Origin of the sequence: Nocardioides szechwanensis (assembly GCF_900103935.1) — a bacterium.
GTDB classification, from domain to species: domain Bacteria; phylum Actinomycetota; class Actinomycetes; order Propionibacteriales; family Nocardioidaceae; genus Nocardioides; species Nocardioides szechwanensis.
In genome coordinates this window covers 176,600-189,824 of sequence record NZ_FNIC01000004.1, presented here as the reverse complement: position 1 = coordinate 189,824, position 13,225 = coordinate 176,600, and the positions used below count along the sequence as shown (strand labels likewise).

General features: G+C 70.4%; 12 protein-coding genes. 2 read left to right on the top strand and 10 right to left on the bottom strand.

Annotation, left to right across the window (positions count from 1 at the left end; genetic code table 11):
- Positions 1–20: 20 nt before the first annotated feature.
- Both BLR90_RS11600 and BLR90_RS11595 read right to left on the bottom strand, forming a co-directional pair.
- A complete protein-coding gene (locus BLR90_RS11600; RefSeq protein WP_245715269.1) occupies positions 21–2,228 on the bottom strand; it encodes a 3-hydroxyacyl-CoA dehydrogenase NAD-binding domain-containing protein in 2,208 nt (735 codons plus the stop codon).
- A gap of 44 nt (positions 2,229–2,272) precedes the next feature.
- Entirely contained in the window at positions 2,273–3,484 is a 1,212-nt protein-coding gene (locus BLR90_RS11595) for an acetyl-CoA C-acetyltransferase (protein ID WP_091025376.1), read from the bottom strand.
- A 123-nt stretch (positions 3,485–3,607) separates the two neighbouring features.
- Between BLR90_RS11595 and BLR90_RS11590 the strand changes: the two genes are divergently transcribed.
- Positions 3,608–4,348, top strand: coding sequence for a MerR family transcriptional regulator (locus BLR90_RS11590; RefSeq protein ID WP_245715268.1), 741 nt, complete (start codon positions 3,608–3,610; stop codon positions 4,346–4,348).
- Between the two features lie 77 nt (positions 4,349–4,425).
- Here the strand turns inward: BLR90_RS11590 and BLR90_RS11585 are convergent, their stop codons facing one another.
- Positions 4,426–5,895: a DEAD/DEAH box helicase gene (locus BLR90_RS11585; RefSeq protein WP_091025374.1), complete on the bottom strand. Its 1,470-nt coding sequence runs from the start codon at positions 5,893–5,895 to the stop codon at positions 4,426–4,428.
- Positions 5,896–6,114: 219 nt separating this feature from the next.
- On the opposite strand from BLR90_RS11585, the gene BLR90_RS11580 reads away from it, so the two are divergent.
- The gene (locus BLR90_RS11580) at positions 6,115–7,014 is read left to right on the top strand and encodes an NAD(P)H-binding protein (RefSeq protein WP_091025373.1); all 900 of its coding nucleotides are present in this window, start codon (positions 6,115–6,117) and stop codon (positions 7,012–7,014) included.
- Here BLR90_RS11580 and BLR90_RS11575 read toward each other — a convergent pair.
- The 7 genes from BLR90_RS11575 to BLR90_RS11545 form a co-directional block, all read right to left on the bottom strand.
- Positions 6,991–7,611, bottom strand: a complete 621-nt coding sequence (locus BLR90_RS11575) for a CPBP family intramembrane glutamic endopeptidase (RefSeq protein ID WP_091025372.1) — start codon at positions 7,609–7,611, stop codon at positions 6,991–6,993. The two genes, BLR90_RS11580 and BLR90_RS11575, sit on opposite strands and share 24 nt — an antisense overlap.
- A 158-nt stretch (positions 7,612–7,769) precedes the next feature.
- Positions 7,770–7,964 (bottom strand): CsbD family protein, encoded by a 195-nt coding sequence (locus BLR90_RS11570; RefSeq protein ID WP_091025371.1) that lies wholly within the window; start codon positions 7,962–7,964, stop codon positions 7,770–7,772.
- A gap of 55 nt (positions 7,965–8,019) precedes the next feature.
- A complete protein-coding gene (locus tag BLR90_RS11565; protein WP_091025370.1) occupies positions 8,020–9,459 on the bottom strand; it encodes a flavin-containing monooxygenase in 1,440 nt (479 codons plus the stop codon).
- 23 nt (positions 9,460–9,482) lie between these two features.
- The gene (locus tag BLR90_RS11560; protein ID WP_091025369.1) at positions 9,483–10,640 is read right to left on the bottom strand and encodes a CaiB/BaiF CoA transferase family protein; all 1,158 of its coding nucleotides are present in this window, start codon (positions 10,638–10,640) and stop codon (positions 9,483–9,485) included.
- A gap of 53 nt (positions 10,641–10,693) precedes the next feature.
- Positions 10,694–11,431 (bottom strand): amino acid ABC transporter ATP-binding protein, encoded by a 738-nt coding sequence (locus BLR90_RS11555; protein WP_091025368.1) that lies wholly within the window; start codon positions 11,429–11,431, stop codon positions 10,694–10,696.
- Positions 11,428–12,279: an amino acid ABC transporter permease gene (locus tag BLR90_RS11550; protein ID WP_091025367.1), complete on the bottom strand. Its 852-nt coding sequence runs from the start codon at positions 12,277–12,279 to the stop codon at positions 11,428–11,430. The genes BLR90_RS11555 and BLR90_RS11550 overlap by 4 nt, the downstream gene beginning before the upstream one ends.
- A gap of 10 nt (positions 12,280–12,289) precedes the next feature.
- A complete protein-coding gene (locus BLR90_RS11545; protein WP_091025366.1) occupies positions 12,290–13,192 on the bottom strand; it encodes an ABC transporter substrate-binding protein in 903 nt (300 codons plus the stop codon).
- Positions 13,193–13,225: the final 33 nt, after the last annotated feature.

Genomic DNA, 13,225 nt, shown 5'->3' with positions numbered 1-13,225 from the left:
GGGTCAACATCTACACGCGCTCAGGCAGGGAAGGAACCGCCCGAGGAGGCGAGGTCGCGCAGGTAGGACGTGGCGAGGAACCGGTCGCCGTACTTGGCGGCCAGCTCGTCGGCCCGGGCCACGAACGCGGACAGGCCGATGGTGCCGTTCGCCCCAGAATCCGGGCTGGGCTCGTAGCCGGTCATGAACTGCGCCGCACCACCAGTCATCGGCGGGAAGCCGATGCCCATGATCGAGCCGATGTTGGCCGCCGCGGCGGAGGTGATGACGCCCTCCTCGAAGCACTTGGCGGTCTCGAGCGCCTCGGCGAACAGCATCCGGTCCTTGACGTCCTGGAGCGGCGGCTGCTCGTCCGCGAGCGGGAACAGCTCCGACAGGCCGGTCCAGATCGACTGGCGCTTGCCCGACTCGTCGTAGTCGTAGAAGCCGGCGCCACGCAGGCGACCGGCGCGGCCGGCCTCGAGCATGGTGTCGACGACCTTGGTGCCGGGGTGCTCGGGGGCCGGAGTGCCCTCGCGCTCGGCGGCCTCACGGGTCGCCTTGGCGATCTTGGCCATCAGCTCGAGGTTGAGCTCGTCGGAGAGCTGAAGCACCGGAGCCGGGTAGCCGGCCTGGGTGGTGGCCCGCTCGATCGTGTAGGGCTGCACGCCCTCCGCGAGCATCGCCATGCCCTCGTTGACCATGAACCCGATGACCCGCGACGTGTAGAAGCCGCGGCTGTCGTTGACCACGATCGGGGTCTTGCGGATCTGCTGGACCACGTCGTAGGCCTTCGCCAGCGCCACGTCGGAGGTCTCGGCACCCTTGATGATCTCGACCAGCGGCATCTTGTCCACGGGCGAGAAGAAGTGCAGGCCGATGAAGTCCTTCGGCCGGTCCACACCTTCGGCGAGCTCGGTGATCGGCAGCGTCGAGGTGTTGGAGCACAGGAGCGCGTCGTCGTTGACGTACGGCGCCACCTCGGCGAAGACCTTGGCCTTCAGGGACGGGTCCTCGAAGACGGCCTCGATCACGAGGTCGCAGCCGGTCAGTGCGGACGGGTCGGCCGTGGCCGTGATCCGACCGAGCAGCTCGGCCTTCTTCTCCTCGGTGCTCTTGCCGCGCGAGATCGCCTTGTCGAGCAGCTTCTCGCTGTAGTCCTTGCCCTTCGCGGCGTTCTCGTCGGAGACGTCCTTGAGCACGACCTCCATGCCGGCGCGAGCACAGGAGTAGGCGATGCCGGCGCCCATCATGCCGGCGCCGAGGACCCCCACCTTGGTGGCCTTGAACGGCTCGATGCCCTGCGGGCGCAGCGAGCCGGAGTTGATCGCCTGGAGGTCGAAGAAGAACGCCTGGATCATGTTCTTCGAGCCCTGGTTGACGATCAGGTTGGTCAGGTAGCGCGACTCGATGCGCGAGGCGGTGTCGAAGTCGACCTGCGCGCCCTCGACCGCGGCGCTGAGGATCGCGCGGGCGGCGGGGTAGAGGGCGCCCTTGGTCTGCTTGCGCAGCAGCGCCGGGAACGCCGGCAGGAAGCCCGCCAGCGCCGGGGACTTCGGCGTACCACCGGGCATCTTGTAGCCCGGGGCGTCCCACGGGTTCTGGGCCGCCTCAGGGTTGGCCTTGATCCACGCCTTCGCGGCCGGGACCAGCTCCTCGCGGGTGGCGACGAGGTCGTCGACCAGGCCCTTCTCCTTGGCGGACGAGGGGTTGAACTGCGTGCCCTGGAGCAGCACGTCCATCAGGCCCGACTGGATGCCGAGCAGGCGCACGATGCGGGTGACGCCGCCGCCGCCGGGCAGCAGTCCCAGGCTGGACTCGGGAAGGCCGAGCTTGACCGACGAGTCGTCGACGACGATGCGGTGGTTGGTGGCGAGCGCGATCTCGAAGCCGCCACCCAGCGCGGCGCCGTTGATGGCGGCGACGACGGGGCGGGGGAACTTCTCCAGGCGGCGCAGGCCGGCCTTCACGTTCTCGGCGAGCTCGAAGACCGACGCGGCGTCGTCCTTGGTCGCCTGGACCATGGACTTCAGGTTGCCGCCGGCGAAGAAGGTCTTCTTCGCGCTGGCGACGACCACGCCCGTGACGTCGTCCACCTCGTCGTACAGGCGGTCGACGGCGGTCTTCATCGAGGAGATGTAGAGCTCGTTCATGGTGTTGGCGCTCGACGACGGGTCGTCGAGGGTCAGCGTCACGATGCCGTCGGCATCGCGCTCGTAGTGCACAGCAGTCTCGGTCGTGGTGCTCAAGTCGGTGTCCTTCGCTGGAAGTTCGAGAGTGAGGTGGTGGAGGCTCAGACGAGCTCGACGATGGTGGCGATGCCCATGCCGCCGCCGACGCAGAGCGTGGCGAGGCCGCGGCGCAGGTCCCGGCGCTGGAGCTCGTCGATGAGCGTGCCGAGGATCATCGCGCCGGTCGCGCCGAGCGGGTGGCCCATCGCGATCGCGCCGCCGTTGACGTTGGTGATCTCGTCGTTGATGCCCATGTCGCGCATGAAGCGCATCGCCACCGCGGCGAACGCCTCGTTGATCTCGAACAGGTCGATGTCCTCGACGCTGAGGCCGGCCTTGGCCAGCGCCTTGCGGGCCGCCGGGGCGGGGCCGGTGAGCATGATGACCGGGTCGGCGCCGGAGACGGCGGTGGCGATGATCCGCGCCCGAGGGGTCAGGCCCAGGTCGGTGCCGACCTGCTCGGAGCCGATCGCCATCAGCGCGGCGCCGTCGACGATGCCCGACGAGTTGCCGGCGTGGTGGACGTGGTTGATCTTCTCGATCCAGTGGTACTTCTCGAGCGCCACGTCGTCGAAGCCGGCGTCGGCGCCGATCCCGGCGAAGCTCGGCTTGAGGCCGGCCAGGCCCTCGACGCTGGTGTCGGGGCGGATCGTCTCGTCGTGCTCGAGCACGGCCAGGCCGTTGATGTCGCGGACCGGGATGACGGCGTCGGAGAAGTAGCCGTTGGCCCAGGCCTTCGCGGCACGGTGGTGAGACTCGGCGGCGAACGCGTCGACGTCCTCACGCGACCAGCCCTCGATCGTGGCGATCAGGTCGGCGCCGATGCCCTGCGGCACGAAGCCGGCCTTGAAGGCGGTGGCGGGGTCGGAGGCCCACGCGCCACCGTCGGAGCCCATGGGCACGCGGCTCATCGACTCGACGCCACCGGCGAGGATCAGGTCCTCGAAGCCGCCGCGCACCCGGGAGGCGGCCTGGTTGACGGCCTCGAGACCGGAGGCGCAGAAGCGGTTGAGCTGGACGCCGGCCACGGTGTCGGGCAGGCCGGCGGCGAGCGCCGCGGTCTTGGCGATGTCGCCGCCCTGGTCGCCGATCGGGGACACGACACCCAGTACGACGTCGTCGATGCGGTTGGGGTCGAGCGAGGGGTTGCGGTCCTGGACCGCCTGGATCAGCCCGACGGCGAGGTCGACGGGCTTGACCTCGTGCAGGGAGCCGTTGGCCTTGCCCCTGCCGCGCGGCGTACGGATGTGGTCGTACACGAATGCTTCTGCCATGACCGTCCTCGGTGTAAGTGGTTCTGGGTGTTGCGAAAGAGACCTGGTGATTGTGACATCATTACTGTCAGTATCGAAAGACCGGTCAGGATGTGGCCTGACTCACCTCGGGAGGGAGGGCACGTGACCAGCGCTGTGAGCAACACGGGCACCGACGGCCTCCTCACCCTCGAGGAGCTGACCAACCGGGTGGGCATGAGCGTGCGCAACGTGCGCTTCTACACGACCAAGGGCCTGGTCCCGCCCCCCATCCGACGAGGTCGCTCCGGCTACTACACGCCCGACCACGTGGCCAGGCTCGAGCTGGTCCGCGAGCTCCAGAGCCACGGCTTCACGCTCTCCGCGATCGAGCGCTACGTCGCGGGCATCCCCGACGCCGCCAGCCCCGAGGACATCGCGCTGCGCCGCTCGATGCTCGCCCCCTGGCAGGCCGACCGACCGGTGCAGCTGTCCCTGGCCGAGCTCGAGCAGCGCTGCGACCGCAGGTTCACCGAGGAGGACCTGGAGGTCCTGGACGCGATGGGCATCGCGGTCCCCGTCGGCAGGCGCACCTACGAGGTGGCGCTGTCACAGCTCACGGTGGGCCTCGACGTGCTCGACCTGGGCTACCCGCTCGAGGCCGCCCGCGCTGCCGGCGAGATCTACCGCCGTCACGGCCGCGAGATCGCCCACGAGCTGTACGACGTGTTCCGCCGGATGGTGTGGCCGGTCTACCTGGAGTCCGGGGCCTCCCCCGAGACCGTGCAGGCCGTGGTCGAGCGGCTCAAGCCGCTGTCGATCGCGAGCCTGGTGTCGGCCTACGAGGCCGGCATGGACGAGACCAAGCGCGAGAACATCCAGCGCAAGGCCGCTGGGCGCGACTAGCGCGCCGGCCGCGCCATACAGACAACGCCCGCCTCCTGCTGGCGAGAGCAGGTGACGGGCGTTGAGTCTGGGAGCGGTCAGCGACGACCGCTGAACGACGCCGCGCTGTGGCTGCCGCCCGACGAGGTCGAGGTAGCACCGCGCGAGCGCCCGCCGCCGGAGCGACCGCCGGACTTGGCGGCCGCCTTGGGCGCGGCCTTGGCCGAGCCGGAGCCCGAGCCGCCGCGGCCGCGGTTGCGACCGCCGCCGGAGGACTGACCACCGGAGCGGCCACCGCCACCGGAGCGTCGGCCACCGCCGCCACCGCCACCGGAGGGACGCGAGGTGCCCTCGGGACGGTCGAGCTCGATGCCGCCGACGACCACGGTGCGGGCACCGGGGGCGAGGGTGGCGAGCATCGGGTGCGACGCGTTGTCGATGCGCGTGGTGGTCGGCTTGATGCCGGCCGCGCGGGTCAGCTGGCGTACGTCGCGTACCTGGTCGTCGGTCATCAACGTGATGACCGTGCCAGCGGCACCGGCGCGCGCCGTGCGGCCCGAGCGGTGCAGGTAGGCCTTGTGCTCCATGGGCGGGTCGGCGTGCACGACGAGGGCCACGTCGTCGACGTGGATGCCGCGCGCGGCGATGTCGGTCGCGACCAGGGTCGTGGCCTTGCCGGAGTGGAACATCTCCATGTTGCGCGTGCGCGCGTTCTGGCTGAGGTTGCCGTGCAGGTCGACCGACGGGACGCCCGACTTGTTGAGCTGGCGGGCGAGCGCCTTGGCGCCGTGCTTGGTGCGGGTGAAGACGACGGTGCGGCCCGGCGCGCTGGTCAGGTCGACCAGGACGGAGATCCGGTTCTCGCGGGCGACGTGCAGCACGTGGTGGTCCATGGTCGAGATCGGCGACTGCGCCGAGTCGGCCTCGTGGACCCGCGGGCTGTGCAGGAAGCGCTTGACGAGGACGTCGATCGCCTTGTCGAGCGTGGCCGAGAAGAGCAGGCGCTGGCCCGACTGCGGGGTCTTGTCCATGATCCGGCGCACGGAGGGCAGGAACCCGAGGTCGGCCATGTGGTCGGCCTCGTCGAGCACGGTGACCTCGATGGAGCCGAGCTCGCAGTGGCCCTGCTGCATGAGGTCCTCGAGGCGGCCCGGGCAGGCGACGACGATGTCGACGCCCTTGCGGAACGACTGGACCTGCGGGTTCTGGCCGACGCCGCCGAAGACGGTCATCGTGGTGAAGCCGGCGGCCTGTGCGAGCGGCTGGAGGGCCTGGTGGATCTGGCCGACGAGCTCGCGGGTCGGCGCGAGGATCAGTGCGCGGGGCGACTTGGGCGCCGCGCGGCGGCCGCTGTCGGTGAGCCGGGCGATCATCGGGAGCAGGAAGGCGTAGGTCTTGCCGGAGCCGGTGCGGCCGCGGCCGAGGACGTCCCGGCCGGCGAGCGAGTCGGGCAGCGTGGCGGCCTGGATCGGGGTCGGGACGGTGATGCCGTTGCTGGTCAGGATGGCGACCAGCTCGGCGGGGACGCCCAGGTCAGAAAAGGACGTGGCGGTAGGAACAGAGTTCACAGGAAGGAGTCACTTACGTTGGTGTGTCTCACCAAGCTGTCCCGCCGGCGGCGGGAGAAGAAGCGGTGCCTCACGAGGGAGGGGCGCAGGCGAGACGTGAATCCGTTCCGCGCAGGAGCTCGAGGCAAGACTGGACGAGCTGCTGGGTAAAGAGTAGGGCACCGGACCGGAAGGACGTGAATTGCTGAGCCTTCTGGAGGGCCTGCCTAGGGTGTGAGCATGACCACCGTCCTCGTCACCGGAGCCACGGGCTTCGTGGGCCGCCGCCTCGTGCCGGAGCTCGTCGAGCAGGGACACACGGTGCGCGCCATGACCCGCCGTCCCGAGAAGTACGACGGTCCGGGCGAGGCGGTCGGCGGAGACGTGCACGACCCCGAGTCGCTGAAGGCGGCGCTGTCCGGCGTCGAGGTCGCGGTCTACCTCGTGCACTCGCTGGACGACGACGACTTCGAGGCCAAGGACGCCGCCGCGGCCACCGCGTTCGGCAAGGCGGCCGCCGACGCCGGCGTGCAGCAGATCGTCTACCTCGGCGGCCTGGGTGCCGATGACGACGACCTGTCGGCGCACCTGCGCTCGCGGCGCGAGGTCGAGACGCTGCTGGGCGAGGCGGGCGTGCCGGTGACGGTGCTGCGCGCCGCGATCGTCGTCGGCGCCGGCGGGATCTCGTGGGAGATGACGCGCCAGCTGGTGAAGAACCTCCCCGCGATGGTCGTGCCCAAGTGGGCTGCCACCCGCACCCAGCCGATCTCGATCACCGACGTCGTGCGCTACCTCGGCGGCGTGATCGGCCGCGAGGAGGCGCTGGGCCGGGTCTTCGAGATCGGCGGCGCCGACCGGCTCACCTACATCGAGATGCTCCAGCAGGCCTCCGAGATCATGAACGGGCGACGGGTCGCCGTGGTCAAGGTGCCGGTGCTGACGCCGAAGCTCTCGTCCTACTGGATCTCGTTCGTCACCAACGTCGACGTGACCACCGGCCGCAACCTGATCGACTCCATGGGCACCGAGGTGGTCGTCACCGACGACTCGATCCTCGAGCTGGTGCCGGGCGAGCCCGAGACCTACGCCGAGGCCGTGCGCAAGGCGGTCGCGGAGTCAGGTCCCAAAAAGAAGCGGTAGCGCGAAGAGCATCACCGTCGACCACGTGCAGTGCGTGAGGATCGGGGCGAGGATGCCGCCGCTGGCGCGGCGCTGCAGGCCCACCAGCACGCCCAGCAGCACCGCCGCGAACGACAGCATCACGTTGCCGGTCGCGAGCGTGGCGACGGCGTAGGCCAGCGTCGTCCACGCGACCGGGTGTCGCTTGATGGCGGCGTAGGCGGCGCCGCGGAAGAAGAGCTCCTCGGCGATACCGTTGACGGTGGTGATCACGAACACCAGCGGCAGCGAGCCCTGGTCGGCGAAGTCGAGGACCGAGCTGACCTGGCGCTCCAGCGGCTCGATCTGCCGCACGATCAGGGCGCCGGCGACGAACACGGCGGCGAAGGCCAGACCGATCGCGATCGGGGTCACGACCGGACGGACGTAGCCCTCGCCGTACCGGATCCGGCCGAGGTGGAGAGGGCCGGACGCGAAGGCGCCGACCGCCCAGACGGCGGCGAGCCCCAGCGTCGCGGGGTAGAACCACACGCTGCCGGGCTCGATCCGGATCGAGACGCCGAGCACCGCCGCGCCCAGCAGCACGAAGCCGACCGTGACCAGCTGGCGCCGGCGCATCGACCTCGGCGTCTCCCGGTGGTCGCGAGGGACGACGTCCCACAACGATCGCTCGAGCCACGTCCGCACACAGATCACCCCTCGCCCGAAACTCTACGGGCGAGGGGTGAACGGGCTGGCCGCGCGCGCCAGCGCGGTGGTCAGCGGTGTGAGGAGGACTACTTCTTGAACGCGTCCTTGACGTCGCCGGCGGCGTCCTTGACGTGCTCGACGCCGTCCTTGAGCGAGGCGGAGGCCTGGTCTCCCTTGCCTTCTGCCTTCAGCTCGTCGTCACCGGTCGCGTTGCCGGTGCCTTCCTTGAGCTTGCCGCCGAGGTCCTCGGCCTTGTTGCTGATCTTGTCGTCCAGTCCCATCGCTACCTCCAGGGTTGTGTGGGTACGCCGCGGGGCGGGTGCCCATGGGCGTCCCTCAAGTGAACGACAGAACGCCGTCGTCCACCTCACCCCGGCGGATGGTTCGCACGTCGGTCACGTAGTTCTGCTTGAGCAGCCACGGCGCCCGGTCACCCTGCTTCGGCAGCCGGTCGAGCGCCCGGACGACGTAGCCGGCACTGAAGTCCATGAACGGCCGTTCCTGCACCGCCGGGTCGCGCTCGGGCACGACCATGCGCAGCCCGTGCTCCTCCAGGTGCGCGAGCAGGCGGCACACGTAGTCGGCGACGAGGTCGGCCTTGAGCGTCCACGACGCATTGGTGTAGCCGATCGTGTAGGCAAAGTTGGGAACGCCGCTGAGCATCAGGGCCTTGTAGGCCATCGTGCTCGCCGGATCGACGGTCACGCCGTCGACCGTCAGCGTGATGCCGCCGAACGGCAGCAGCCGCAGGCCGGTCGCGGTGATGACCAGGTCGGCCTCGAGCTCCTGCCCGGAGGTGAGCCGGATGCCGGTCTCGGTGAAGGTCTCGATGGTGTCGGTGACCACGGACGCCGTCCCGCGGCGCAGTGACTTGAACAGGTCGCCGTCCGGGACGAAGCACAGCCGCTGGTCCCAGGGGTCGTAGACCGGCTTGAAGTGGGTGTCGACGTCCATCCCTGCGGGCAACTGCTTCTCGGTCTGGCCGCGGATGAGCCTCTTCACCAGCTCGGGCCGGCGCTGGCTGAGCTGGTAGAAGCCGATCGCGACCAGGATGTTGGTCCACCGCACGGCCGGGAACGACAGCCGCGTCGGGAGGCGTCGCAGCAGCTTGGCCAGCGGGTCGCGGCCGGCGCGGGACATGACGTACGTCGGCGAGCGTTGCAGCATCGTCACGTGCGCGGCGGTCTCGGCCAGGGCCGGGACCAGCGTGATCGCCGTGGCCCCGCTGCCGATCACGACGATCCGCTTGCCGGCATGGTCGAGGTCCTCGGGCCAGTGCTGCGGGTGGACCACCTGTCCGGCGAAGCCGTCCTGACCGGGGAAATCGGGGGCGTAGCCCTGCTCGAAGTCGTAGTAGCCCGAGCAGCCCCACAGGAAGCTCGTGGTCAGCGTCACCGGCTCGCCGTCGTGGTCGACCTCGACGGTCCAGCGCGCCGTCGCGGAGTCCCAGCTGGCCGCGGTGACCCGGTGGCGGTAGCGGATCAGCGCGTCGACGCCGTACTCCTTCGAGACCGTGCGCAGGTAGTCGAGGATCAGCGGCCCGTCGGCCAGCGCGGTGTCGCTCGCCCACGGCCGCCAGGGAAACCCGAACGTGAACATGTCGGAGTCGGAGCGGATACCGGGGTACTTGAACAGGTCCCAGGTGCCGCCGCTCGCGTCCCGGCTCTCCAGCACCGCCACCGTCCTGCCCGGGTGCGCCGTACGAAGCCTGGCGGCCGCGCCGATCCCCGACAACCCGGCCCCGACCACCAGGACGTCCACGTGCTCGATGCTCATGGGCCGCAGGCTATCCGGGGGGCTCAGACCTGGACGGCGACGCCGCGTTCGATGAGGCCGTCGACGTCGGGGACGCCCCAGGCGGTGAGGGCCTCGCGGGTGTGCTGGCCGGCCTCGCGGGACGGGGGCAGGCCGAGGGTGGGCGTGGTGCGGGAGAAGCGGGGGGCGGGCTGGGGCTGGACCATCCCGTCCTTCTCCACGAAGGTCTCGCGGGCGACGAGGTGCGGGTGCTCGAAGGCCTCACTGATCGGGATGATCCCGGCGACACAGGCGTCCGTGCCCTCGAAGATCTCCACCCACTCGGCCTGCGTCTTCGACGCGAAGCGCTCGGTGAGCACGGCGCGCATCTCGTCGTACCGGTCCGGTTCGCCCTGGCCGGGACAGGTGTCCTTGACGCCCAGGATCGTGACCAGCGCGTCGAAGAACTGCGGCTCCAGCGCGCCGACCGACAGGTGCTTGCCGTCGGAGGTCTCGTAGATGTCGTAGAACGGCACGCCGCCGTCGAGCATGTTGACGCCGCGCTCCTCCTTGAAGCCACCGCTGGCGAGGAACGCCGCGGTCATCGCGTTGAGGTGGGCGGTGCCGTCGACGATCGCGGCGTCGATCACCTGGCCCTTGCCGGAGATCCTCGCCTCGAGCAGGGCGGCGAGGATCCCGATGACGAGGTACGTCGAGCCGCCGCCGAAGTCGCCCACGAGGTTGCTCGGGAAGTGCGGGCGGGCGGGGTCCTGGCCCATGCCGTGCAGGGCGCCGGTGATCGCGATGTAGTTCATGTCGTGCCCGGCCGCGGTGGCCAGCGGGCCGGTCTGGCCCCAGCCGGTCATCCGGCCGTAGACCACGCGCTCGTTGACCGCGAAGCAGTCGTCGGGTCCGAGGCCGAGGCGCTCCGTGACGCCGGGGCGCATCCCTTCGACGACCACGTCGGCGGTGCGCACCAGCTCGAGCACGGTTGCGACCGCCTCGGGGTCCTTGAGGTTGAGCGCGACGCTCGGGCGCCCGCGGTTGAGCAGCATCGTCGCGCCGCCGGCCAGCATCTGGCCTCCGGGTCGCTCGACACGGATCACGTCGGCCCCGAGGTCGGCCAGGATCATGCACGCGTGCGGCCCGGGCCCGATGCCCGCGATCTCGACGACCTTCACGCCGCGCAGCGGCCCCGTGCCCGTGCCCAGTTCGTACGTCATGGGGGCGATCATGACAGAAGGACTGTCACGGTCGCAGGGGGTGTCTCACCGTCCTACTGGGGCAGTACCCGCCGCAGGAACTGCCGGGTGCGCTCCTCGCGGGGCGCGGTGAAGATCTCCGCCGGCGGGCCCTGCTCGAGGATCCGGCCCTCGCTGAGGAAGCAGACCGTGGTCGCGACCTCGCGCGCGAAGCTCATCTCGTGCGTAGCCAGGACCATCGTGGTGCCACGGTCGGCCAGGTCGCGCACGATCCCGAGCACCTCGCCCGTGAGCTCGGGGTCGAGCGCCGCGGTGATCTCGTCGAGCAGCAGCAGCTGCGGCTGGGTGCACAGCGCGCGCACCAGCGCCGCGCGCTGCTGCTGGCCGCCGGAGAGCCGGTCGGGGTGCTTGTCGACGTGCTCGGAGAGGCCGAACGTCGTCAGCAGCTCGCGGGCGCGGTCCTCCGCGGCTCGGCGGCTCAGCCCGTGCACGCGACGCGGCGCCAGCGTGCAGTTGTCGAGCACGCTCAGGTGCGGGAAGAGGTTGTAGGCCTGGAAGACCATCCCCATCCGCTGCCGCACCTCGCGCGGGTCGACCCGCGGGTCGGAGATCTCGTGGCCCTCGAACCGGATCACCCCGTCGTCGATGTCCTCCAGCAGGTTGAGGCACCGCAGCAGCGTGGACTTCCCGGAGCCCGACGAGCCGATCAGGCACACGACGTCGTGCGGCTGCACGCTCAGCGTCACGTCGTCGAGCACCACGCGGTCGCCGTACGACTTGCGGACGTCGACGACCTCCAGCAGCGGCGTCATCGCGCACCCGCCCGCTCGCGTTCGAGGGCGCGCCGGCCCAGCCAGTCGGTGAACCGGGCCAGCGGGATCGTGATCGCGATGAAGAACACCGAGACCACGACGTACGGCGTGTAGTTGAACGTGTAGCCGGTGTAGTCGCGCGCCGCGAACACCGCGTCGAAGACCGCCACCACCGAGACCAGGGCGGTGTCCTTCTGCAGGGAGATGAAGTCGTTGAGCAGCGGCGGCGCGACCCGGCGCACGGCCTGGGGTACGACGACGAAGCGCAGCGTCTGTGCCCGGCTGAGCGCCAGCGCCTCGGCGCTCGCCACCTGCGACGGGTGGATCGAGTCGATGCCGGCGCGGAAGACCTCGGCGACGTAGGCGCCGTAGGAGAGCACGAGAGCGACCCCCGCCCAGACGTACCGGTCGTCGGTGAGGCCCTGGAGGTTCAGTGCCGGGACGCCGAAGCCCAGCATCAGGATCAGGAGCACGGTCGGGACGCCACGGAACAGGTCGACGTAGCCCACCGCGAGGACCCGGAACGGCGCGAGCAGCGGGCTGCGGGCCGTGCGGGCCAGGGCGACCGCGAGGCCCAGCACCAGGATGGCGACCTCGCAGATCAGGAAGAGCTTGACGTTGAGCCAGAACCCGTCGCGGATCTCCGGGAACGACTCCTTGGCGTGGTGCCAGTCGAAGAACGTCGCCTGGAACCGGTCCCAGCCCGGTGAGCTGACCACGACCGTCGCGAGGCCGGCGAAGACCAGCGCGATGGCCAGCGACGAGACCAGGATCGAGCGGGCGCGCTGCTGACGTCGTACCCGGCGCCGCTCGAGCTCGCGCAGGCTCGGGACCCAGGGCTCGGTCATGCGGGTGCGGTCACTGGAGCTCGGGGATGCTCAGGTAGTCGGCGAGCCACTGCTGCTCGATCTGCTCCAGCGTGCCGTCGGCCTCGAGCGCCGCGATCGCCTCGTTGACGCACGGCACCAGGGCGCTGCCCTTCTCGAAGAGGATCCCGAACTGCTCCTGCTCACCGGTCTCGGGCTGGAACTGTCCGACCACGGCGCTTCCGGGGATCTCGAAGTCGCTGATGTAGGAGGCCGTGGGCACGTCCGCGAGGATCGCGTCGATCTGGCCGTTGAGCAGCGCCTGCTTGGCGGCGTTGGTGTCCTCGAAGACGGCCGGGTCGTTGGCCGGGTTGATGACGTCGCGGATCGCCGTGAGCGAGGTGGTCGCGGTCTGCGCGCCGAGGTTGTAGTCGGCGAGCTCCGCGATGGTGGTGACGTCGGCCACCGGGCTGTTCTTCAGCGCGACGACGGCCTGGGCGGCCTGGTAGTAGCCGTCGGAGAAGTCGACGACGGCGGCCCGCTCCTCGGTGATCGAGATCTGGTTGATGTCGAAGTCGAAGAACTTGTCGCCGGGCGCGAACGACGTGTTGAACGGCACCGTCACCCACGTCACCTGGTCGGCGCTGAAGCCGAGCTGCTCGGCGACGGCGTAGGCGACGGCGGACTCGAAGCCCTTGCCGTTGGTGGGGTCGTCCTTGACGAACCACGGCTCGTAGGCCGGGGAGTCGGTGCCGATCGTCAGCGTGCCCGGCTCGAGCAGCGGCAGGGACTCGGTCGCGCAGGCGTCGGGAGCCGGGCTGTCGCTGCCCGACTCGCTGGTGTCCGCGGACGGCGTGGGGTCGGCCGCGCTGTCCGGCTCCTCCTCGGGCGCACAGCCCGCCGCGGCGACGACGAGCAGGGGCAGGACGGCGAAGGCGGTACGACGCAGGCGCATGGGTCGAGCGTAGGGCTCCGCTCAGGCGGTGTG